A 21,569-nucleotide genomic window follows, 5' to 3' on the forward strand; every position below is an offset into this window, starting at 1 on the left:
GGCGCGGTCCCTCGCTTCAGAGCCGGTAGCGGAGCGTGGCGATGACCTGCCGTTCGTCCCCGGGAACGCAGTAGGCATATTGGCTGCACTGCGCATAATAAAATTTGTCGAACAGATTGGTGGCGTTGACCTGCAGCGTCCAGCGCCCGTGATTCACTTCTGCCAGCGCGTCGACCAAGGTGAAATCAGGCGTTATGACGCGCCGCACGAGGAAGGCGTTCGACGGATCGCCGGACCCCTGCTTGCCGACATAACGAACGCCGCCACCGATCTTCAGGTCGGTATCGCCGTCCAGCTTGAACGTCTTCACTCCATAGCCGCTGGCGGTGTTCTTGGGCAGCCCCTCGGCCTGCAGCCGCTCGCCGGTATTGCGGGCGGAATTATACGAATAGGCGAGGGTCAGCGTGAAGTCGCGACGCAGCCGGTGGTCGAGCTGGAACTCGAAACCCTTGGCCGTCTGCTTGCCCGCCTGGACCGAAACCAGCGGGTTGTCCTTGTCGGGAACGATATGGTTGTTCTCGACGATGTGGTAATAGGTCGCACGCGCCAATGTCGTGGGCAGCGGCTGCCACTTCACACCGAATTCGTAGGACTTGCCGAAGAACGGCTTGAAGGACTGATTGAACTGGTTGAGCCCGGCCACCGGCTGGAAGGATTCAGAATAGAGCGCATATGGCGATAGCGTGCGCGTGACGTTCACCGAGAGGCCGACACGATAGGTCATCGCATTGTCGTTGGTGCTCGGCAGACCCGTGTTGGAAGTGCGCAGGTTATCGTGACGGGCGCCTACCACGAGCGAGGCTAGGTCGCGGAACTTGATCTGATCCTGCACATAGACACCGAATTGCTTCAGCGTTTGCCTGGTCTGCGGCAGGAAGGTCGGCTCCGGATAATTGCCATAGACCGGATCGTAGATATTGATCGGCGTCGTCGCTTCGAACGCCTGCCGCGCGAGCTGTTTGAACCACTGATAGTCCAGTCCGACCACGATCTTGTGGCTGAACGGGCCGGTGTCGAGGTTCGCTTCCACCCGATTGTCGGTCGTGACGCTGGTGTAACGCGCGCGGAATCCGAACACGGAACGCGGCACCTGCCCGACCAACTTGCCGCTGCTGTCGGGATAAGGCTGTGCGGCGTCGTACAGACCGGTCTGAGGATCGAAGAAAGGCGCGAAGCTGTAAGCCGACTGGAAGAACTGGCCGTAGCTGGTCTTGTCATGCTCTATGCGCGTGCCGCTGTGGAAACTCACCGCGTCGGAGAGTTTGTGGTTCACGAGCAAGGTCGCTGACATGTCGCGCTTGGTGCCGGTGTCGAAGTCGGGCTCGCCGATGTTGCGCGAGCTTGGGATGCGCGGGGTTGCCGCGGACGCGTCGAGCGAGGCTGTGATCGGCAGGAAATTGCTCGGGCCGACCTTGTCACGCTGATACAGGCCAAGCAGCGTGATATCGGTGTCTGCCGTTGGCTGCCAGATGATCGATGGCTGTACCACCACGCGATTGTCGGGAAGATGATCGGTCAGCGTGTTGGAATCGCGCACCACTGCGGTCAGGCGGGCGGCGATATTGGACCCGAGCGGACCGGTTAGATCGACTTGTCCCTGCTTGCGATCATATGTGCCGTAGCTCGCCGTGACCTCGCCACCGAACTGGAAGGACGGCCGCTTGCTGGTCATGTTGATGAGACCGCCAGCGCTGCCCGCGCCGTACAAAACCGCCGATGGCCCGAGCAGCGTGTCGACCCGGTCGAGCGTGTAAACCTCGCTCTGCGGCAAATAGACATAGCCGAAGTTGCGCTTCAGTCCGTCGAGGAAGATGACCGACTGGAAACCGCGGATCGCGCTGAAATCGCCGCGCGTATCAGTGCCCGCATTCGTGACGCCCGCGACATAACGCTGGGAATCCTGGAGAGTGAGCGCGCCCTGTTCGATGATCTGGTCGATCGTCACCACGCTGATCGACTGCGGCACTTCCTTCAGCGGCGTGTCGGTCTTGGTCGCGGTTACGGCGCGAAGGCCCTGCACGACGATATCACCCTCGTCGGCGTTCGGTTGGGATGCCACGGCGACCTGCGAGGCCACCGTCGACTGCGCCGACGCCGGCGCGATGGCCGGCACAACCAGGCCGGTCAGGATTGTACTCGTCAGCGCAATTCCGCGCAGCCGGCTGGAAACCTGGATATGCATATCGACGCCCCCTTTTGATGGTCGAGACGAAATCCTGCGAAACTGTGATCGCTCTGTACCGGATCGATCCGGCCGGCATCATCGGTGTTTCGCTACTAGAGCCGCCTTGTCATCGAACCGCCACATGGGCGACGGGTAATCGTCCACTCCTTTTGGGTAATTGCCCGCGCAACGGGCTTTCCCCGCCGTGCCCGCCTCCATGCTTCCTATCAGCGCCCTCCGGCTTTTCGACGGAATCAGTGCCTGCGACCATCCGTGTGTTCGATGCCCTCAGCGCGGCGGCAGCGTCGCCAGCGAGCCGAACACCTCGCGCCCTTCGAACAAGGTCACCAGCACCTTCGTACGATGAATCTCGCGTGGCTGGATCTTGAACAGATCTTGGTCGAGCACGATCAGGTCGGCGCTCTTGCCGGGCACGATCGATCCGGTTGTCTCGTCCATATGGTTCACATAGGCGACATTGAGCGTGTAGGCCTTGAGCGCGGTCTCCAGCGACACAGCCTGTTCCGGCAGCAGCGGTTCGCGTGTGCTCTCCGGCGCCATCCGGGTGATCGTGGTCTCTATGCCTTCCAGCGGATTGGCGGAAGCGACCGACCAATCGGAGCCGTAGGCGATCTTGCCTCCGGCCTTAAGCACGCCAGCCTCCGGATAGATGTAGCGCGAGCGGGTCGGGCCGATCTTCGCCTTGGTCAGGTCCATATAGGGTTCGTTGACCGCCCATAGTGGCTGGAAGATTGCGGTCACGCCGAGCTGGCCGAAGCGCGGCTGGTCTGCCGGATCGATCACGTTGAGGTGCGAGATCATCGGGCGCGTGTCGATGCGCCCGTCGGTCTTGCGGGCCGACGCCACCGCATCGAGCGCCTCGCGTACCGCTCCGTCGCCGATCGCGTGGAAGTGTGGCTGCATGCCGAAGGATTCGATCCGCGTCACCGCATCCGCCAATCCCGTGAGCGGGATCTGCACCTCGCCTTTCTCGGCGCTGCCCTCATAAGGCGCGATCATGGCGGCGGTCTGCTGCGGAATAACGCCATCGACGAAGAATTTGACGCCGTTGGCGGCGAATCCGTAGGCCTTTGCGGTTGCCGAGACCCTCCTGATGTCGGCCAATTGCTCGAGCCCGCGGCCATTGTCCCACTTGATGTCCATGACGGTGTGCATTGTCAGCCCACCGGCGTCGCGCACCGCTTTGTAAGCGTCCAGATCCAAGCTGGTGCCGCCGCGCTGCCATTCCAGCATCGCATCGTGCCAGGCGGTGATCCCCAGCCCGTTGAACAGTTTGACGTTGTAGCGGATTGCATCCTGCCGATCCTGCGGGGTGACGGGCGGAATCAGCTTCTCGACCAGCAACTGAGCGGATTCTTCGAGGCCGCCGATCGGTTCGCCATTGGCATCCCGGTCAATCTTGCCGTTGACCGGATCGGGCGTGGAGCGAGTTATGCCGGCGAGTGCCAGCGCCCTCGAATTGACCCATGATCCATGGCCGCCCGTGTTGACGAAGATCAGGGGGCGATCGCTGGACAGTGCATCGAGCACTTCCTTGTGCGGAATGCCGTCGGGCGGAAACAGGCCGTCTTCCCAGCCAGTGCCGTAGATCGTTCCGGTGCCCGGCGATTTGGCGATGCACGCCTTGATGATCCGGCGATAATCGTCGACCGAGTGACCGTCGTGCAGCGAGCAACGGGCATAGCTCATGCCGCCGAACACCGGGTGATCGTGCGCGTCGCCGAATGCCGGCATCAGCATCCGGCCGCCGAGACCGACGACGCGGGTTTTGGGGCCGCGGAGGCGCTCCACCTCCGCATCGCTTCCGACCGCGACGATCTTGCCTCCCGTGACGGCAACTGCCTGGGCCCAAGGCTTCGCGTCGTTCACGGTGTAGACCCGTCCGTGCAGCAGAATGAGGTCGGCCGGGGCCGCCCGGGCCGTCACCTGCGCAATGCCCGCGGATGGGAAAGCAAGGGCGAGCCCCATCGCCGTGCCGCGAAGGAGGCGGGCAAGTCGGGGCAGGGCGGCTACGCTGGTCATCCGTGATATCCTTTCGCGAGGGTTCGGTTCGGCCTGACACAAGCATGAGTGGGTTGCGGCGTGCCACGCATGTGGCGGGTAATGTATCGGCGACGGCGGGTAGCCGTGTCGGCGCGAAGCTGAAAGATGCGGCACGGGCATTACCCGATTGCGCATGGCCGTTACCCGCGAACCACCCCGACCACCCCTTCTTGCCCGTTGCGCGCACGTGATCGCGCCACCTAACCCAAAGGCCGGCGAGATAAGCGGAGGGGGCTTCTGTGCGGATCGGAGTGGATGTCGGCGGCACCAACACTGACGCCGTGCTGATGGACGGGCATGAAATCCTCGCCTGGACCAAGCAGCCCACGACTGCGGACGTGGGCGCCGGCGTTTCGGCTGCGGTTCGGGAAGTGCTGCGCAGCGGATGTGTCGATAGCGATGCGATCCGGGCGGTGATGATCGGCACTACCCATTTCACGAACGCCCTGGTCGAACGCAGCCGGCTGAGCCGTGTCGGTATCCTGCGGCTGGCGAGCCCGTCGGGCGAGGCGCTTCCGCCGCTCACCGGCTGGCCTCAGGCACTGGTCGAACGGGTTGGCGGTCCCATATTCCTGTTGCCGGGGGGCTATGAAGTCGATGGCCGCGAGATCGCGCCGTTCGATGCGGGGCGCGTTGCCGCCGCCGTTGCCGAGTTGCGCACGAGCGGCGTGGATTCCGTGGCAATCGTCAGCGCCTTCGCGCCGATCAACGCGACGATGGAGTTGCGCGCCGCCGAGATCGTGCGGCAGGTGCATCCCGAGGCCAGGATCAGCCTGTCCCATGAAGTCGGGCGGATCGGCCTGATCGAACGGGAGAATGCGGTCGTGCTCAACGCCGCTTTATCGTCATTGGGATCGCACGTCATCGTCGCCCTGGAACGCGCGATCGCCGAGATGGGTATCGCCGCCCCGCTGTTCATCTCGCAAAATGACGGCACGCTCATTTCGGCGAAGCAAGCGGCCACCTATCCGGTGCTGACGATCGGCTCCGGACCGACCAACAGCATGCGCGGTGCAGCATTTCTCACTGGCGTAGAAAACGCGATCGTGCTCGACGTGGGCGGCACGACCACCGACGTCGGCGTGCTTGCCGACGGATTCCCGCGTGAATCATCGGCGGCGGTCGACATCGGCGGTGTTCGCACAAACTTCCGGATGCCCGACGTGTTGGCGGTCGGACTGGGGGGCGGGACGTGCGTGCATCTTGATCGGTCATTATATGCCGCCGACGCGCTGCCCGAACATGCGCTGCGGCTTGGCCCGGATTCGGTGGGCTTCCGTCTTACGGAAGAAGCGCGCGTGTTCGGCGGCCGAACGCTCACCGCCAGCGATATCGCGGTCGCCGCCGGCATGGTGCAGATCGGCGACGCCGCCGCGCTGCCGACTCTCTCGCCGATGGCGATCGAGACGGTGCTGAGCCGAGCGCGCGCGATGATCGAAGAGGGCGTCGATCGCATGAAGACCGTGCGGGGCGACGCGGTGGTGATCGCGGTGGGTGGCGGCGCATTCCTCGTCCCCGATCGACTGGGTGGCGCATCGCGTGTCGAGCGCCCGCCTCATGCCGCCGTGGCCAACGCCGTGGGCGCGGCGATCGCCCAGGTCGGTGCGCAGGTCGACCAGGTCGTCGACTATGATGTCGAGCCGCGCGAAGTGGCACTGGCGAGGCTGTGCGACGAGGCCGGTGCCAGGGTGGTCGCCGGGGGCGGTGTGCCGGAAACAATGCTGATCGTGGACATCGACGAAGTCTTCCTGAGCTACCTGCCCGGCCGGTCTGCGCAGGTGCGAATCAAGGCCGTCGGCGATCTGGTGCTTGCCACGGGTGCGAACTCGGCCGAAGTGCGGGAACAATTCTATGTCTGAAACTCTCATCGATCGGGTCACGCTCGACGATCTGGCGCGCGGCGCGGCCTTCCTTGGCTCGGGCGGGGGCGGCGATCCCTATTACGGACAATTGCTTGCCCATGCCGAGATCGAGCGACGCGGCGCATTCAGGGTGATTGCGGCGGACATGCTTGCCGACGATGCGCTGGTGGCGCCGTGCGGCTGGGTGGGTGCGCCGACAGTATCGCTGGAGAAGCTGCCGAACGGAGCAGAGGCGGTTGCCGGGCTGCGGCGGCTGGAGGCCATTTTCGGGAGGCCCATCGACGCGTTGATGCCGATCGAGATCGGGGGCAGCAACGGTCTGGCGCCGTTGCTCGCTGCGTCCCAGCTCGGCGTGCCGGTGCTCGACGCGGACGGGATGGGCCGGGCGTTCCCCGAATCGCAGATGGCGATCCTCAACATTCACGGCCTGTCCAGCTGTCCCTCGGTCGTCACCTCGTCGAACGGCGATCTGGCGGTGCTGGAAACGTCCGACAATCTGGCGCACGAGCGGATGGCAAGGGGACTCTCGATCGCGCTGGGCGGCATCGCCCATATGGTGGAATATCCGCTGAGCGGGGCGCAGGCCAAACGGCACGCCATTGCCGGCAGCCTGTCGGCCGCGATCGCGATCGGCCGTGCGGTGCGCGAGGCGCGGGACGCCGATGCTGACCTGTTCGGGGCGCTTTATGCGGCGCTACGCGCGACCGAGCTCTATCCTTTCGCGGGCGCTTTGTTCGACGGCAAGATCGTCGACCTGGAGCGCGAGACGCGCGACGGCTTCTCCATCGGTCGGATTGTCGTGGAAGCTTTTGGACGCGAACAGCAGATGACGGTCACCTTCCAGAACGAAAATTTGCTGGCAACCGACGGCGAGACGGTACGAGCCATGGTGCCCGACTTGATCACCGTGATGGATATCGAAACGGCCGATAGTATTACGACCGAGCGTTTGAAGTACGGGCAGCGGGTGAGGGTGGTCGCCGCAGCGGCGCCGGCGGTGTTGCGGACAGCGCATGCCCTGACCTTTGTCGGACCGCACGCCTTCGGGATGGACATGGATTACTGTCCCGTCGAGCAACTCAACGGTTGGACGGCACCGTGAACGACGCCGGCGACCAATATGCGCATTCGCCCGTTCCGGAAGGCGTCACCGTACCGGGCTGGCGCGTGGGCCTGATCGTCGCCAGCTTTTCCATCGGCTTGCCTGACTTCCTCAACGGAGCCCACAATGCGCTGGCGCTGGGATTGTGGAAGGCCGCGCTGGCCGCGCTGCTGGCCGGCGTGATCTTGTGCATCGGCGGGTGCCTGACCGCGATCGTCAGCGTGCGCTCGCGCCTGCTCACCTATCTGCTCACGCGCCGATCGTTCGGATCGGGCGGCGCCGCGCTCATCAACACTGTGATGGCGTTCATCAGTTTCTGCTGGTTCGGCGTCAATGCGTCGTTTTTCGGTGAGGCGATCCAGACCGCTGCGGCGATCAACGGCTTGCCTGGCGGCACGGCAGTCTATGTCTTGTTCGGCGGCGTGCTCATGACAGTATCGACGATCGTCGGCTTCCGCTCGCTCTCCCGCCTGGCGCTGTTCGCGGTGCCGATCATCGGCTTCATCCTGGCCGCCGTCCTAATCGTAACGCTGCGCACCCACGGTCTTTTCACGGCGCCGGCGCCTCACCCACCCGAACCGATGCGGTTCGGAATAGCCGTGTCGGCGCTGCTGGGCGCCTATATGATCGCGGTCGCGACCATGCCCGACTTGACCCGCTTCGTCCGCTCGCCGGGCGGAGCGGTCGTTGCGATGGCGATGTCCTTTCCAGTGGCGATCCCGGCGATGATGACGGCGGCCGCGATTCCCGCGCTCGCCACCGGCGAGACGAGCCTGATGAAGCTGGTGGGTTCGCTCAGCTTCGGCACGCCGCTGCTGTTCCTGCTGGTGTTGCCGACCTGGTCGCTCAACGCGTCGAACCTGTATTCCGCCAGCCTTTCGCTTAGCACGACCTTTCCCGCCGTGCGGGAGTGGATGTTTACGGTCATCGGAGGCGTGATAGGGACGCTGCTTGCGTTAGTCGGGATCCTTGAAGCTTTTATCCCTTTCGCCCTGTTTCTGGGTTTGATCATCCCGCCGATCGCGGCGATCTATGTGATCGATGGCTTCACGCGCTTCCGCGGCAAGCGAGCGAAGGAGATCGATCCGGACGCGCGGGTAATGCGTTGGGCGGCGATTATCGTCTGGCTTGGCTCGGCCGGTGTAGCCGCGCTGGGCGCCTACACGGGATGGACGGTCACGTCGGTTCCGGCACTCGACGCCACGCTGGCTGCAGGCTTGGGATATTGGACAATCTCGCGATGGGTAGACCCGCGCGCACCTTCGGTTGCCGTTGTCCAGTGACGTCTTTCAACCGCTTCACCGCGGCCGATGTTCATGATCTGATCACGGGCTATTCGCGCGCCGCCATCATCGGCACCGCTCACCCGAGAAAGTACGCCATGATCCGGCATCACTCAGCCTCCACAACGGTCGCGCCCATGGGTGCGCGGGTCGAGGCGCTCGGCCATACGGTTGGTGAGATAGCGGCGGAGCGGATCGCCGCGCTGGAGAATGCTGCGCGATCCACGGGTTGAGGAAAAGGCTCCCTCAACGCATTTACTTGATCTGTGACTTAGCTAATATGTTAGCTAAGGAGTTCGGGCATGACTGTCGTCACTGTTCACGAGGCGAAAACCAACCTGTCGAAGTTGATTGCGGAGGTGATCGCTGGGGGTGAGGTCGTGATCGCTCGCGGTACTGTTCCCGCCGTGCGCCTGGTGCCCGTCACGGCGCCGGGCAAGCGTCGCTTTGGTGCGCTGAAAGGGAAGATCGCTGTCGATGGCCGGTTCGACGAGCCGCTGTCCGATGACGATCTTGAGGCCTGGCAGGGCGAATGAACATTCTCCTCGACACGCATGCACTCATCTGGTGGCTTGCCGGCGACGAGGCGCTTGGGCGTGAAGCCCGCGCGCTGATCGAGGATGAGGAAACGCGGGTATTCGTCAGCGCCGCGTCAGCGATGGAAATCAGTACCAAGCATCGCCTGGGTAAGCTCCCCGACGCCGCACTGCTCGCGACCAACCTATCAGAGTATCTGCGCGACCAGGGCTTCGAGGAGATGCCGATCTCGATCGCGCACGCAGCCATGGCAGGCAATCTCCAGATCGCTCACAAAGATCCTTTCAATCGCTTTCTCATCGCACAGGCTCTCGTTGAGAACTGCCCCTTGGCCTCAAACGAGGCGCTATTCGATGCGTTCGGTGTCAGCCGTATTTGGTGAGACCGTCACCTGTGCTCGGGGTAGCTGCTGACGAAGAAGGAGGGTGGGCTAGCAGCCGGGATGTCGAAAACAGCGTTTCGCCCGACATGATGGCATGGCTCGCACAGCTATGGCGAAGATCATGGATGCGCAAGGATCGCGAGCAGGCAGGCCTCCTTCCGCAATTCAAGCCACCCGGATCGTACCGCTTCGTACTTCTGCCCTCCTCGGCCGGGAATAGGGATGTCCCGCTGGAGCGGGCGCGCGTCGACAGTCTGGCCCGCTGCGATCGCAGAAAGCGTCGGGTTACGGCCCCCGATATCACATCGCGCGGACCGGTCTTGCTCTCGCGCGACCACAGCACCCCATCGTCTGCGGCAAGAGAGCCGGCAAGGTCGCGTTATGGTTGAAAGCCCGGCTTGATAGGATTAAATCCTACTCACGAAAGGAAGAGATGATGCGCTCGACTCAGCAATTCAGCGTGACGCTGCCCAACGAGATGGCGGCGCAGGTGCGCGCCAAGGTCGCTTCGGGCGAATATGCCAGCGAGAGCGAGGTGATCCGCGATGGCCTGCGCGCCCTGCAAGCGCGCGAGCGCGCCATGGACGACTGGCTGCGGGGCGTCGCCCTGCCCTCCTATCATGCCTATAAGGCTGATCCGCGGCGCGGCCTGTCGCTGGACGAGGTGAAAGCCGGGCTGGCCGAGCGGGGCTGAGCATGGCCTATCGGATCGTCGTCACGCCCGAGGCGCGCGACCAGCTCAACGCGATCTACGACTATATCGCCCAAGCCGCCTCGGCGCTTATCGCCCGGCGCTTCACCGATGGCATCCTCGATCATCTGGCTCCGCTCGCCGATCATCCCGGGATCGGCACGCCGCGCGACGATATCCGGCCTGGACTGCGCACGCTGGCGCACCGCCGCCGCGTGACAATCGCCTTCATGGTGGAGGATGCGGCGGTCGTGGTGATCGGCTTCTATTACGGCGGCCAGGATTTCGAGACGCTGCTGGGCGAAGAGTAACGCACCCGCCACTCCCTATATTTCTCGACCCCAAGCGAGCCGGGCTACGGCCCGGCGAGCGCGGCCGTGCCATTCGGTTCCGAAACAACAGACCGGGACCGCCATAGCGGCCCCAGCCATGCTGCTAATCAGCCGCGATCGCGTAATGCGCCCCGGTGTACTCCGCTTGGGTATCGGGGGCATGCGCTTCGGTCGCGGAAGCGACAGGTTCGGCGTTCGCCGGTAGCCGTCCAGTGCGCCGCGTCAGCGAGACGTGTTCCCCCAACCCGGACCGGCTGCCATCAATCTTGGCACGGCACCGCCATCCAGCCAGCCGGCTCGCGGATCATCCGCCGGCCGTAGCGACGACAGCGGCTACGGTAGACATAGCCGTCGAAGCGGGCGTGCTTGCGATCGGCCCGATGCAGGCCCCGCCAGCAGACAATGCGCATAGAGACCTCCTCGCTCGGCCCCGCGCATCCCGCTTCTGCCGAACGATTGCCGCTGCATTGGTCGGCCTGCAACTGAGCAGATCGCAACGATCCGTCCCGATTGCATGATCGGAAATCGCGCCGCGTGCCCGCCTCAGACCGAGATCGACAACGTCCTGCCCGGGCGTGTCGGCTGCACGTCGCCGATCGCATCTCTGGCGGATCCATCGGCCTGAGCCGTCGATTCTACCGGCACAGCCGCCTCGAGCGCAGGCGGCTGTGCGTCGGCCGCGATAGCCATAGTCTCGGCAGCGTCAGCGCGCTTTACGGCATTCGACTTTGCACCGGCCTTGCGGCCAAGGCCGGTTTGGAGCCTGCAGCGCCAATCCCTGGCATGGACCGGTGCCAGCCGCCGCTTCACGCTCAGATATAAATCTTCCGAGCCGCCCGCAAACGCCGAACCGAACATAGGTTGACCAGGCCCTATCACGCTCGAAGCAACGGCCAGGCTGAACGTATAGGCTGCACTATCAACGAAGCGCCCGTCAAAGCCTTCCGTTACGACCCGATGAACGAACTGCGCCGACACGTCCTTCGGGGAAAAGATGAAGGTGATGAAGGTCACCGTGCGGCTGGGACCATAACAACCACCCTGAACCCACCCTCTGCCAGATTGCCCGCCTCGATCGTCCCACCATGCGCCACCACCGCGCGGCGGGCGATGGCGAGGCCGAGGCCGATGCCGGAGGGGTCGCCGCGCACGAAGGGGTCGAAGAGGGTGCCGAGGTCCGCCGTGGCAACGCCGGGGCCTTGGTCGCTGACCGTGATGCGATAGGTGCCGCCGGCGGCGTCGAGCGCGGCGGCGAGGGTCACCTGGCTGGCGGGCGGGGCGAAGCGCAGGGCGTTGCGGACGATATTCTCGATCGCGCGGCGGAACAGGGCCGCGCTGCCGCGCAGGCTGGGGCGGGCGTCCTCGGGCAGAGCGGGGAGGGTGGCGGCGAAGGCGATGCCGCAGGCCTGCGCCTCGAAGGCGGCGTCGCCGGCCAGCTCCTCGATAACGGCGATCGGATCGAAATAATCCTCGCCGGGATCGGCGCCGCTCTCGACGCGGGCGAGGACGAGCAGCTCGCGCACCATCGCCTCGAGGCGGATCGCCTCCTGCTCGATGCGGCCGAGCGAGCGTTCGAGGCGGCTTTCGTCCTGGCGCGCGAGGCCGATGGCGAGCTGCAGGCGGGCGAGCGGGGAGCGCAGCTCGTGCGAGACGTCGTGTAGCAGGCGGTCGCGCGCGGTGACGAGCTGCTGCAGGCGGATCGCCATCGCGTCGAAATCTCGGGCGAGATCGGCGATCTCGTCGCGCCGCCGGCCGACCTCACCCTGCAACCGGACGGCGAGGTCGCCCTGCGCCAGCCGGTCGAAGCCGTTGCGCAGGAGCTTGATCGGCCGCGCCAGATACCAGGCGAGGATGAGGCTGAAGAAGAAGCCGGCCGTGCCGCCAGCGATCAGGATCGGCGGTGGGATGTGCAGCGGGCCGCCATGATCGGTCTCGGCATAGCGATAGGTGATCCGCCAGGCGCGGCTGTCCGGGCCGCGAACGTCGCGGGCGAGCAGGCCGGAGCCGGGCGGGGCGGCGGCGGCGCGGCCGGCCGGCACGAGCGCGATCGGATCGCGGTCGACGGCGGGCAGGCGGGCGCGCGCCGCGGCGAAGGCGGCGGGGCCACCGCGCGCGACATCCTCGGCGAGCAGGGCGAAGATCGAGGCGGAGACGCGCTCTGCGATCCATTTGTCGGGCGAGGGCGAGCCGCGCTCCAGCACGAACAGCAGCCACAGCCCCTCGATCATACAGAAGAAGGTCAGCCAGAAGCCGAGCAGGATCTTCCAGAAGAGCCGCCCCGTCACGGCAGCCGCCCGATGCGGTAGCCGATGCCGCGCACCGTCTCGATCTCGATGTCGCTCCCCAGCGCGGCGGCGAGCTTCTGCCGCAGGTTGCTGACATGCACGTCGATGCTGCGATCGTAGCTGGCATGGGGCCGGCCGAGCACAGTCTGCGAGAGTGCATCCTTGGACGCGACCTTGCCGGCCGCCTGGATGAGCGCGACGAGCAGGTTGAACTCCGAGGCGGTGAGATCGACCCGGCGGCCGCCATGCTGCACTCGGCGCGCGGCGATATCGACGTCGAGGCCGCCGAGCCGAAGCAGAGGGGGCGGATCGGCGGCGGCCGCGGCGGGATGGCGGCGCAGCACGGCGCGCAGGCGCGCCACCAGCTCGCGCGGGAAATAGGGCTTGGGCACATAGTCGTCGGCGCCGAGCTCCAGCCCGATGACGCGGTCGATATCGTCACCCCTGGCGGTGAGCATGATCACCGGGATGGCGCTCTTCTCGCGGATCCGGCGCAGCGCCTCGATGCCGCACAGGCGCGGAAGCATCACGTCGAGGATCACCGCGTCATAGCCCCCGGAGATCGCGGCGGGGACGGCATCCGCGCCGTTGAACAGCGCATCGATCCGGAAGCCCTCGGCCTCCAGATAGTCGCGCAGCATGGCTGTCAGCTCGATATCGTCATCGACGACGAGCACATGCGGGCCCGCATTGTCCGTCATGATGCGGGAGCATGGAGGCCGGCGGCGGGCCTGTCATCCCATCTTTTCGAAACCTTTACACATTGCTTGCGATCGCCTTACCCCTTCACGCGCCGGGGCTGGTAGAGCGTGGGGCATGGGACTGGGATTGTTCTTGTGCCTCGGGCGCGGGGGGCGACGTTCGTTGCCTTTGGTTAGGCTGGGCGTTGCATCGAGGTCGACTTCTTTCACTCCTCCCCTGAAGGGGAGGGCTTAATGAGTCTCTCGTTATGAAAATTCGCGTGGGTGCCGCTGTGGCCATGGCGTCGCTGCTCGGCGGCTGCGCGGTGGGGCCGGACTATCGGCCGCCTGCCACGGCCGCGCTCGATGTGCCGTCGCGTTATGTGCTGGCAGCGCCGGCGGCGCAGGCGGAGGATCTGTCGAGCTGGTGGACGCGCTTCGACGATCCGCTGCTCACCGACCTGATCGCGCAGGCGACGGCGAGGAATCTCGACATCAAGGTCTCCGAGGCGCGGCTGCGCGAGGCGCGCGAGGCGCTGGTCCAGTCGCGGGCGAGCCTGTTTCCGACGCTCAGCGGATCGGCCGGTGTTACCCGCAACGATACCGAGCGCCATCGCGCCGCGACGCTGACCACCAATGGCACCCAGCTCTCGCTCGGGCTCGACGCCTCGTGGCAGGCCGACCTGTTCGGCGGCAACCGTCGGTCGGTGGAGGCGTCACGCGCCAGCCTGGACGCGGCGAGCTTCGACCTCGCGGCAGTGCGCATGGCGACGGCGGGCGAGGTGGCGACCAACTATGTCGCCGCCCGGCTGGCCCAGGCGCGGCTGGCAATCGCGCGCGACACGCTGGCCACCGAGGACGACAATCTGCGGATCGCGAGCTGGCGCGTCCAGGCGGGGCTGGTCTCCGCCACCGACCGGGAGCAGGCCCGCGCGCAGCGGGACCAGACGGCAGCCACCATCCCGACGATCGAGACGAATTTCCGCAGTGCGGTCAATCGCCTCGCGGTGCTAACCGGTCGGGCGCCCGGCGCCGTCGATGCCGCGCTCGCCGCCGCGGCGCCGATCCCGGCGGGGCCGGCAGCGATCGCGGTCGGCGTGCCGGCCGACACGCTGCGCCAGCGGCCGGACGTGCGCTCCGCCGAGCGCCAGCTCGCCGCGGCGACGGCGCGGATCGGCGTGGCCGAGGCGCAACTCTATCCGGCGTTGACCCTGACTGGGAGCCTCGATTCAGCCGCGTCGCATGTCGGCGATCTCGGCAGCCTGATCACCAGCACGCTGTTCGCGAGTCTGGCCCAGACGATCTTCGACGGTGGCCGGCTGCGCTCGCAGGTACGTTCGGCGCGGGCGTCGGCGGATGAGGCGTTCGCCACCTACAAGTCGACGGTGCTGACCGGGCTGGAGGATGTCGAGAATGCGCTGCAGGCGCTGAACGCCGCCAGGACGCGCCAGGCTTCGCTGGCCGATGCGCGCAATGCCGCGCAGGCGGCGGCCGAGCTGGCGCGCAGCCAATATCAGTCCGGCCTCACCGATTTCCTCACCCTGCTGCAGAGCGAGCAGTCGCTGCTCTCGGCACGCGATACGCTGGCCTCGGCGCAGGCCGATCAGGCGAGCGCCATCGTCCAGCTTTACCTGGCGCTCGGCGGCGGATGGCAGTCGGGCTCACTCGCAACCGCAGGCCCCGCGCAATGACCGATCAAGACATGGACAGCTTCCTGGGCCGCACCCCGCGCACCCGCCGGCAAAGGCTCATCCGCTGGGGCGGCATCGCGGTGGCGGTGCTGCTGATCCTCTTCATCGTCTCGCGCATGCTCGCGCCGCGGCCACAGAGCGCGTTCGCCACCGCCCAGGTGACGCGTGGCGATCTGGACGTGACCGTCTCGGCGACCGGCAATCTGGCGCCGACCAAACAGGTGAACGTCGGGTCGGAGGAATCCGGCCTCGTCGAGAAAGTCTATGTCGCCAACAACGACAAGGTGCGCCAGGGCCAGCCGCTCGCCAGCCTCGATCTGTCGCGGCTGCGCGATTCGCTGGTGCAGAGCCAGGCGTCGCTGGAGGCGGCGCTGGCGACGGTGCAGCAGAATGAGGCGACGGTTTCCCAGACCAAGGCCAATCTGGCGCGCTACGAGGAGGTCTCGCGCCTCTCGGCCGGGCGGGTGCCGTCGCGCACCGAGTTCGACACCGCGCGCGCCGACTATGCCCGCGCCGTCGCCAATGTCGCCGCCGCTCGCGCGCAGGTGGCGCAGGCGCGCGCCGAGGTGTCGACCAACCAGACCAATCTCGCCAAGGGGACGATCTATGCGCCGGTGAACGGCGTCGTGCTCTCGCGCCAGGTGGAGCCCGGCCAGACCGTCGCCGCGCAGTTCAACGTGGCGACCCTGTTCACCATCGCCGAGGATCTCTCGCGCATGAAGCTCGAGGTGAAGGTCGACGAGGCGGACATCGGCGAGCTGCACGAGGGTGCGGCCGCGAGCTTCACCGTCGATGCCTATCCGGGGCGGGTGTTCGGGGCGACGGTGACCCGCGTCGATCTCGGCGCGAACGCGACGCCGCAGGTGAACAGTGCCGGCACCACCGTCTCGTCGACCAGCACGGTAGTCGCCTATACGGCGGTGCTGTCGGTCGCCAATCCCGACCTGCTGCTGAAGCCCGGGATGACCGCCACCGCGACGATCCACACCGCGCATCGCAGCGGCGTGTTGCTCGTGCCCAATGCGGCGCTGCGCTTCAGCCCCGCGCCGGCGGACGTGAAGGGCGGCTCGGGGCTGCTGCCCGGCCCGCCGGATCGCGACAAGAAGGTGAAGACCGCGAATATCGGCCGCGGCGGCCAGCAGCAACTGTGGGTGCAGGGCGCGGACGGCACGCTGAGCGCGCTGCAGGTGACTGTCGGCGATACCGACGGCACCAATACCGAGGTGACCGGCAAGGGCTTGCGGAGCGGCATGCGCGTCGTCACCGGCAAGCTGGCCGCGGCCGCGCAATGACCCCTGCCGAGCCGCTTATCGCGCTGAGCGGCGTGACCAAGCGCTATGGCCGCGGCGCCAATGCGTTCGATGCGCTGAAGGGCATCGATCTCGACATTGCGGCGGGCGATTTCGTGGCGGTGATGGGGCCTTCCGGATCGGGCAAGTCGACGATGATGAACATCCTCGGATGCCTCGACGTGCCGAGCGGCGGCACCTTCCGGTTCCGCGGCGTGCCGGTGGAGGGGCTGGACGCGGACGAGCGCTCGCTCTTGCGGCGGCGCTATCTCGGCTTCGTCTTCCAGGGCTTCAACCTGCTCGCGCGGACCTCGGCGCTGGAGAATGTCGAGTTGCCGCTGGTCTATCGCGGCGAGCCGCGCAAGCGGCGGCGCGAGCTCGGCATGGATGCGCTCGAGCGGGTCGGGCTGGCGCCCTGGGCGACGCACACGCCGGCCGAGCTTTCCGGCGGCCAGCAGCAGCGCGTCGCCATCGCGCGCGCGATCGTCACCCATCCCGACGTGCTGCTGGCGGATGAGCCGACCGGCAATCTCGACAGCCAGCGCTCGATCGAGATCATGGAATTGTTGACCGACCTCAACCGGTCGAGCGGGATCACCGTGCTGATGGTGACGCACGAGCCGGACATGGCGGGGTTCGCCCACACCATCGTCCATTTCAAGGACGGGCTGGTCGACCGCATCGAGCGGGGCGCCGGTGCGGGGGCGCCGGCCTGATGCTCTTCACCACCATCATCCTGTCGCTGCGCGAGATACGGCGGCACGTGCTGCGCTCCTTCCTCACCGTGCTGGGCGTGGTGATCGGCGTCGCCGCGGTGGTGACGATGGTGACCTTGGGCGACGCCGCGACGCGATCGGTGCAGGCGCAGATCGCCAGCCTCGGCTCCAACCTGCTCACCATAATGCCGGGTCAGGGCTTTGGCCGCGGTGGCGGCGGCGCCGCGCCGCAGCCGTTCAAGCCCGAGGATGTCGAGGCGATCCGCACCCAGATCGGCGGCATCACGGCGACCGCGCCGCAGGTGCAGACGACGGTGACCGCGATCCGCAACTCGGCCAACTGGTCGGTTTCGGTGAACGGCACCAGCAGCGATTTCCTGGTCGGGCAGCAATGGAAGATCGTCGACGGGCGCGGCTTCACCCCCGCCGAGGAGATAGCCGGCAAATCGGTCTGCCTGATCGGCAACACGGTGCGCACCAACCTCTACCATGCCGAGGAGCCGATCGGCACCCGCGTCCGGCTGGGCGACATAAGCTGCGAAGTGATCGGCCTGCTCGCGACGCGCGGCCAGAGCGGCTTCGGCCAGGACAATGACAACACCGTGCTGATGCCCTACAAGGCGGTGCAGCGTCGGCTGACCGGCAACCGGAACGTGCAGACGATCATGGTCGCGGTCGACCCCCGCTACGACAGCAAGGCGATCCAGGACGCGATCACCGCGCTGATGCGCGAGCGGCGCAAGATCGGGGCGGACAAGGAAGACGATTTCAACATCTTCGACACCAAGCAGATCTCCGACACGCTGGCCGGCGCGACCAACACGCTGACCCGGATCGTGACCGCGGTCGCCGCCATTTCGCTGCTGGTCGGCGGGATCGGCATCATGAACATCATGCTCGTCTCGGTGACGGAGCGGACGCGCGAGATCGGCATCCGCCTCGCCATCGGCGCTGTGGCGCGCGAAGTGCTTCTGCAATTCCTGGTCGAGGCGGTGGTGCTCTCCTCGCTGGGCGGGCTCGTCGGCCTGCTGATCGCGCTGTTCGCCTGCGCCGGCCTGTCGGCGCTGATGCACGTGCCGTTCCTGTGGCTGCCGCAGATCAACCTGATCGCCTTCGCCATATCGGCGGCGATCGGCGTGATCTTCGGCTATTTCCCTGCCCGCCGCGCCGCCTCGCTCAACCCGATCGACGCGCTGCGCCACGAGTGAGGAGGGGAGGCCGCCTCGCAAATGGGGGTGGTGATCCACGTCTCGCTGGGGCGGGTGCGGATGAAGGCGATCAAGTCTCCGGGATGGCTGAGCTGGCCTGCGCGATGATGGCAGCATCAAGGGCGAAATGGGGCCAAAAACACCTCTATCGCCAGATCGGGACGACGATTTCAGTCAGCTGCTGGACTGTCAGAACTGCGTCCCGACATTGAAGCTGAAGAGCTTGGTATCGTCGCCTTTCACCTTCAGGAGCACTTTCGAGATATCGATCCGGAAGGGGCCGAAAGGCGAATTCCAGTTCACGCCAAAACCAATAGCAAGGCGCGGTTTGGGTGAATCGCCGGCATATTCCTCATAGAAGGAATAGACCGTCTGCGTATAATTGACGGTGCCGCTGGCGCAGCCGCTGCTCGGACGCTCGGTCACGTCGCCGGTGCTGCTGTTGTAGCACTGCGCCTTGCCATGCTTGTTATAAATGTCGCGCGTATAGGTCGTCGGATTGGTGAGCAAGTCGCTGGTGCTGAACTTCGTGTCCCAAAGCGCGCCAACGTCGGCGAAGATCGACGGACGGAGGCCCAGCTCTCGCGCACCAGCGCCGAGCGGAATCTCCATCTCCAGTCGGCCCTGATAATATTTCTTGCCGCCGAGCGAATCGCTGGTCTTGTCAGTGCCCGCGCTCGAATCCGTATAGTGGCGAATGACGCGCGGACCGACGCCGCGGATGTCGAAGCCGTGCATCTGCGGATCGCCGAGGAGGAAGCGATCGGTCAGCCGCACATCCTGGCCGAGGCCGAAGATCACGCCGCCTTCGACGCTGGCCGACAGGATGAAGCCGCTGCCAAGTCCCCAATATTGCTTGGCGCTGAGCGTCGTGCGGACGTAGCGCGTATCTCCGCCGAGCCCGGCAAAATCCTGGCTGAGGATGACCCGGCGGCCGTGGCTCGGCCTGACGCGGTTGTTCAGATTGTCGTAAACGAGACTGTAGCCGAGCGAGGACGTCCAGCGTTTGCCGAGCGCATCGACACGCCCGCCGCTCGCTCATCCCCAGGACCGCCTGGAGACGAGCGACCGCCTCTCGCTTGGCAGCGGGCGTCACCAATTTTTTGCAAGAAGGTGCTTCAGGCCTGCGTTGTCCAGCATGGCATCGGCCAGCAGGCGCTTCAGCTTGGCGTTCTCATCCTCGAGCGCATGCAGCCGCTTCGCCTCGGACACCTCCGGACCGCCATACTTGGCCTTCCAGTTGTAGATCGTCGCTTCCGAGACACCGTCACGCCGGGCCAAGTCTCCGGTCTTGGCACCGGCCTCGGCGTCCCTCAGCACCGCAATGATCTGCTCTTCCGTGAATCGCATACGCTTCATCGTCCGTCCTTCTATCAGGCCGGACGCTGGGGTGCGGACTCATTACGCATTGCACCACAGCCTCACGCAGATGAGCTTGATGGCGGCGAGATAGTTGGCAGCATTCTTTTCGTATCGAGTGGCGATGCCGCGGAACTGTTTGATGCGATTGAAGAAACGTTCAACGAGGTTCCGCTGGCGGTAGAGCCAAGACGAGAAGCCGAAACGTTGCTTGCGGTTGGACCGGTTGGGAATGTTTGCCCAGATGTTCCTGGCCGCAGCCACATCGCGGATGGCGGTGCTGTCATAACCTTTGTCGCCAAGGAGGGTTGCGCCCTCCGGAATGGCCTCGATCAGTGCTTCAGCCTCACAGGCATCGTGGATCTGGCCGCCCGTCAGTCTCAGGCTGACTGGACGTCCATCAGCATCGACAAGAGCGTGGAGTTTGGTTGTAAGGCCGCCCCGGGAACGTCCCATGCGATGATCTCCAGATCCCCTTTTTTGCCCGTCGCACCATGTTGGTGGACGCGCATGCAGGTGGAATCGATCATCACTAATTCGCCGTTGAACCCGGCGGAAACCGCTGCCAACAGCCGGTCCCATACACCCGCCTTCCGCCAGCGGACGAACCGATTGTAGCAGGTGGTCGAGGGGCCGTAGCGCTCCGGAATTTCCGCCCAAGGTGCACCTGAGCGGAAACGCCAGAGAATGCCGTTCAGGACACGCCGGTCGTCAACCCGAGGCACACCACGCGGCTTGTTGGGCAGCAATGGCTCGATGATCAGCCATTCCTTGTCCGTCAGTTCATATCGCCGGCGTGCCATGCATCCCTCCATTCCCAGAGGAAAGCTGAATCACGCCAAGGCTCAGAGCTCAACCCAATTTATGAGTTCGCGCCCTAATCACTCTTAGAGGAAAATCAGGGGGTCACGTCACGAGCCCTAACAAACGGGGTAGGCGGAGGACAGCCTTTTCTTGCCGGCTCACGGATCCCTTGTTGGATGGCTGTGCTCGACGTTAGTTGCCCTTTCGAAGCCTCTGGCGGTAGCCGCTGGGGGTTTCGCCGGAATCCTTTCGGAAAGTTGAGGAGAAGGTGCTCGAACTGGTAAAGCCCAGCCGGTAGGCGACTTCTTTCAGCGGCAGATCTGTCTCCGCAAGAATTGTCTGCGCTTTGCTCAGCCGGGTTCGAGCGACATATTCGTGAAGCGTCAGCCCAGTGGTCTTTTTAAAAGATCTCCGTAGGTGCGCTGAGCTTATTCCGCATTCCCTGGAAATTTCTTCGGTTGTTGGGCACCGATTTATCGCGCTGTCTATATAGTCGTAGATATTCGTCAGTTCTCTGGCTGAGAACTGTCCCTCGTACGTTCGAATCCGCTTCGGGCTGCAGCGATCACGGAAATAGCGCGCGATCTCCACTGCAACAAGGTTGGCGAGCGATTCCACCATTAGGTCGCTGCCGAATCCCGGCGAAGTCACCTCTGCGGACAGTCTTTGCATCGCATGTTCGATCCGGAAATTGTGCATATTATAGCAACGTTCCAAATCAGCCGCTGTCCAATCATGACGATCGATCCACACCCTCTGAAACCAATCGTCCGTGAAACGGCACATCACATTGCGGGTGCGCTCACTCATCTTTGCTGGAGTGGTCTCCGTTTGCGTATGGGCCGGAAAAAACATCAAGGGCCCGTAATCCTGCACCTTCCCGCCCTTCATATGAGCAGCGACGCTGACTTGGCCCGGATGGGGACGATACCGAAGGATGAAGTCATCCTCACATTCGGATATGCTTTCGTCCACGTCCCAACGATAGTCGAGAACCTGAACGTTGAGACCAGGTAGCTTCATCTCACCGGTAACGTTGCTCGTCCTTGCTACCATCAGGCCACTCCTATCTGTTTTCTGCGCTCTTGCGCTTATTAGATCGTTCAACGCGAGCGTGGCC

The 21,569-nt window shown here is 65.1% G+C and carries 19 protein-coding genes and 3 pseudogenes; 13 read left to right on the forward strand and 9 right to left on the reverse strand.

What is annotated here, in order from left to right:
* Positions 1–16 precede the first annotated feature (16 nt).
* Positions 17–2,182, reverse strand: coding sequence for a TonB-dependent siderophore receptor (locus tag GQY20_RS22815; RefSeq protein WP_157219454.1), 2,166 nt, complete (start codon positions 2,180–2,182; stop codon positions 17–19).
* A gap of 270 nt (positions 2,183–2,452) precedes the next feature.
* Positions 2,453–4,207 (reverse strand): amidohydrolase, encoded by a 1,755-nt coding sequence (locus GQY20_RS22820; RefSeq protein WP_232476204.1) that lies wholly within the window; start codon positions 4,205–4,207, stop codon positions 2,453–2,455.
* A 260-nt stretch (positions 4,208–4,467) separates the two neighbouring features.
* On the opposite strand from GQY20_RS22820, the gene GQY20_RS22825 reads away from it, so the two are divergent.
* From GQY20_RS22825 to GQY20_RS22860, 8 genes are all read left to right on the forward strand, one after another.
* Positions 4,468–6,087: a hydantoinase/oxoprolinase N-terminal domain-containing protein gene (locus GQY20_RS22825; protein ID WP_157219455.1), complete on the forward strand. Its 1,620-nt coding sequence runs from the start codon at positions 4,468–4,470 to the stop codon at positions 6,085–6,087.
* On the forward strand, positions 6,080–7,192 hold the full coding sequence (locus tag GQY20_RS22830) for a DUF917 domain-containing protein (protein WP_157219456.1): 1,113 nt from the start codon (positions 6,080–6,082) through the stop codon (positions 7,190–7,192). Before GQY20_RS22825 ends, GQY20_RS22830 begins: the two co-directional genes overlap by 8 nt.
* Positions 7,189–8,475 (forward strand): purine-cytosine permease family protein, encoded by a 1,287-nt coding sequence (locus GQY20_RS22835; RefSeq protein ID WP_157219457.1) that lies wholly within the window; start codon positions 7,189–7,191, stop codon positions 8,473–8,475. The genes GQY20_RS22830 and GQY20_RS22835 overlap by 4 nt, the downstream gene beginning before the upstream one ends.
* Complete coding sequence (locus GQY20_RS22840; RefSeq protein ID WP_157219458.1) at positions 8,472–8,708, forward strand: hypothetical protein; 237 nt, start codon at positions 8,472–8,474, stop codon at positions 8,706–8,708. Before GQY20_RS22835 ends, GQY20_RS22840 begins: the two co-directional genes overlap by 4 nt.
* A 69-nt stretch (positions 8,709–8,777) precedes the next feature.
* Positions 8,778–9,011 (forward strand): type II toxin-antitoxin system Phd/YefM family antitoxin, encoded by a 234-nt coding sequence (locus GQY20_RS22845; RefSeq protein WP_157219459.1) that lies wholly within the window; start codon positions 8,778–8,780, stop codon positions 9,009–9,011.
* Positions 9,008–9,394 carry a type II toxin-antitoxin system VapC family toxin gene (locus GQY20_RS22850; protein ID WP_157219460.1) on the forward strand — a complete coding sequence of 129 codons (387 nt, stop codon included), beginning with the start codon at positions 9,008–9,010 and terminating at the stop codon, positions 9,392–9,394. The genes GQY20_RS22845 and GQY20_RS22850 overlap by 4 nt, the downstream gene beginning before the upstream one ends.
* A 436-nt stretch (positions 9,395–9,830) precedes the next feature.
* Positions 9,831–10,088 carry a type II toxin-antitoxin system ParD family antitoxin gene (locus tag GQY20_RS22855; RefSeq protein WP_157219607.1) on the forward strand — a complete coding sequence of 86 codons (258 nt, stop codon included), beginning with the start codon at positions 9,831–9,833 and terminating at the stop codon, positions 10,086–10,088.
* A 2-nt stretch (positions 10,089–10,090) separates the two neighbouring features.
* A complete protein-coding gene (locus tag GQY20_RS22860; RefSeq protein ID WP_157219461.1) occupies positions 10,091–10,396 on the forward strand; it encodes a type II toxin-antitoxin system RelE/ParE family toxin in 306 nt (101 codons plus the stop codon).
* Positions 10,397–10,677: 281 nt separating this feature from the next.
* On the opposite strand, the gene GQY20_RS22865 is transcribed toward GQY20_RS22860, so the two are convergent.
* Positions 10,678–10,827 (reverse strand): hypothetical protein, encoded by a 150-nt coding sequence (locus GQY20_RS22865; protein WP_157219462.1) that lies wholly within the window; start codon positions 10,825–10,827, stop codon positions 10,678–10,680.
* 439 nt (positions 10,828–11,266) lie between these two features.
* On the opposite strand from GQY20_RS22865, the pseudogene GQY20_RS32660 reads away from it, so the two are divergent.
* Positions 11,267–11,398 (forward strand): annotated as a pseudogene (locus GQY20_RS32660) (IS481 family transposase); the annotation flags it as partial.
* Between the two features lie 29 nt (positions 11,399–11,427).
* Here GQY20_RS32660 and GQY20_RS22875 read toward each other — a convergent pair.
* A complete protein-coding gene (locus GQY20_RS22875; protein ID WP_157219464.1) occupies positions 11,428–12,702 on the reverse strand; it encodes an ATP-binding protein in 1,275 nt (424 codons plus the stop codon).
* Positions 12,699–13,403, reverse strand: coding sequence for a response regulator transcription factor (locus GQY20_RS22880; protein ID WP_157219465.1), 705 nt, complete (start codon positions 13,401–13,403; stop codon positions 12,699–12,701). The genes GQY20_RS22875 and GQY20_RS22880 overlap by 4 nt, the downstream gene beginning before the upstream one ends.
* Before the next feature lie 248 nt (positions 13,404–13,651).
* On the opposite strand from GQY20_RS22880, the gene GQY20_RS22885 reads away from it, so the two are divergent.
* Genes GQY20_RS22885 through GQY20_RS22900 form a run of 4 tightly spaced genes read left to right on the forward strand, consistent with a single transcriptional unit; the run spans position 13,652 to position 18,286 of the window.
* Positions 13,652–15,073 carry an efflux transporter outer membrane subunit gene (locus GQY20_RS22885; protein WP_157219466.1) on the forward strand — a complete coding sequence of 474 codons (1,422 nt, stop codon included), beginning with the start codon at positions 13,652–13,654 and terminating at the stop codon, positions 15,071–15,073.
* Complete coding sequence (locus tag GQY20_RS22890; protein WP_157219467.1) at positions 15,070–16,365, forward strand: efflux RND transporter periplasmic adaptor subunit; 1,296 nt, start codon at positions 15,070–15,072, stop codon at positions 16,363–16,365. The genes GQY20_RS22885 and GQY20_RS22890 overlap by 4 nt, the downstream gene beginning before the upstream one ends.
* Positions 16,362–17,078, forward strand: coding sequence for an ABC transporter ATP-binding protein (locus GQY20_RS22895; protein ID WP_157219468.1), 717 nt, complete (start codon positions 16,362–16,364; stop codon positions 17,076–17,078). The genes GQY20_RS22890 and GQY20_RS22895 overlap by 4 nt, the downstream gene beginning before the upstream one ends.
* On the forward strand, positions 17,078–18,286 hold the full coding sequence (locus GQY20_RS22900) for an ABC transporter permease (RefSeq protein WP_157219469.1): 1,209 nt from the start codon (positions 17,078–17,080) through the stop codon (positions 18,284–18,286). The genes GQY20_RS22895 and GQY20_RS22900 overlap by 1 nt, the downstream gene beginning before the upstream one ends.
* Before the next feature lie 189 nt (positions 18,287–18,475).
* Here GQY20_RS22900 and GQY20_RS22905 read toward each other — a convergent pair.
* The 4 genes and pseudogenes from GQY20_RS22905 to GQY20_RS22920 form a co-directional block, all read right to left on the reverse strand.
* Positions 18,476–19,306: pseudogene (locus tag GQY20_RS22905) on the reverse strand (BamA/TamA family outer membrane protein); the annotation flags it as partial.
* A pseudogene (locus tag GQY20_RS22910) lies at positions 19,305–19,645 on the reverse strand (transposase); the annotation flags it as partial. The pseudogenes GQY20_RS22910 and GQY20_RS22905, both read right to left, overlap by 2 nt.
* A gap of 42 nt (positions 19,646–19,687) precedes the next feature.
* Positions 19,688–20,448, reverse strand: a protein-coding gene (locus GQY20_RS22915) for an IS5 family transposase (protein ID WP_198351142.1) whose coding sequence is annotated in 2 segments (ribosomal slippage) — positions 19,688–20,112 and positions 20,112–20,448 — 762 coding nt in all. Because the reading frame shifts where the segments join, the coding sequence is not laid out codon by codon here.
* A gap of 193 nt (positions 20,449–20,641) precedes the next feature.
* Complete coding sequence (locus GQY20_RS22920; RefSeq protein ID WP_157219471.1) at positions 20,642–21,505, reverse strand: helix-turn-helix domain-containing protein; 864 nt, start codon at positions 21,503–21,505, stop codon at positions 20,642–20,644.
* Between the last annotated feature and the right edge of the window lie 64 nt (positions 21,506–21,569).

Origin of the sequence: Flavisphingomonas formosensis (assembly GCF_009755815.1) — a bacterium.
Lineage (GTDB): Bacteria > Pseudomonadota > Alphaproteobacteria > Sphingomonadales > Sphingomonadaceae > Flavisphingomonas > Flavisphingomonas formosensis.

Coding starts and splice junctions, on each gene's coding strand:
- GQY20_RS22900 (WP_157219469.1), top strand. CDS start 17,078: ATGCTCTTCACCACCATCATCCTGTCGCTGCGCGAGATACGGCGGCAC.
- GQY20_RS22820 (WP_232476204.1), bottom strand. CDS start 4,207: ATGACCAGCGTAGCCGCCCTGCCCCGACTTGCCCGCCTCCTTCGCGGC.
- GQY20_RS22890 (WP_157219467.1), top strand. CDS start 15,070: ATGACCGATCAAGACATGGACAGCTTCCTGGGCCGCACCCCGCGCACC.
- GQY20_RS22845 (WP_157219459.1), top strand. CDS start 8,778: ATGACTGTCGTCACTGTTCACGAGGCGAAAACCAACCTGTCGAAGTTG.
- GQY20_RS22885 (WP_157219466.1), top strand. CDS start 13,652: ATGAAAATTCGCGTGGGTGCCGCTGTGGCCATGGCGTCGCTGCTCGGC.
- GQY20_RS22860 (WP_157219461.1), top strand. CDS start 10,091: ATGGCCTATCGGATCGTCGTCACGCCCGAGGCGCGCGACCAGCTCAAC.
- GQY20_RS22815 (WP_157219454.1), bottom strand. CDS start 2,182: ATGCATATCCAGGTTTCCAGCCGGCTGCGCGGAATTGCGCTGACGAGT.
- GQY20_RS22880 (WP_157219465.1), bottom strand. CDS start 13,403: ATGACGGACAATGCGGGCCCGCATGTGCTCGTCGTCGATGACGATATC.
- GQY20_RS22920 (WP_157219471.1), bottom strand. CDS start 21,505: ATGGTAGCAAGGACGAGCAACGTTACCGGTGAGATGAAGCTACCTGGT.
- GQY20_RS22855 (WP_157219607.1), top strand. CDS start 9,831: ATGCGCTCGACTCAGCAATTCAGCGTGACGCTGCCCAACGAGATGGCG.
- GQY20_RS22865 (WP_157219462.1), bottom strand. CDS start 10,827: ATGCGCATTGTCTGCTGGCGGGGCCTGCATCGGGCCGATCGCAAGCAC.
- GQY20_RS22895 (WP_157219468.1), top strand. CDS start 16,362: ATGACCCCTGCCGAGCCGCTTATCGCGCTGAGCGGCGTGACCAAGCGC.
- GQY20_RS22830 (WP_157219456.1), top strand. CDS start 6,080: ATGTCTGAAACTCTCATCGATCGGGTCACGCTCGACGATCTGGCGCGC.
- GQY20_RS22850 (WP_157219460.1), top strand. CDS start 9,008: ATGAACATTCTCCTCGACACGCATGCACTCATCTGGTGGCTTGCCGGC.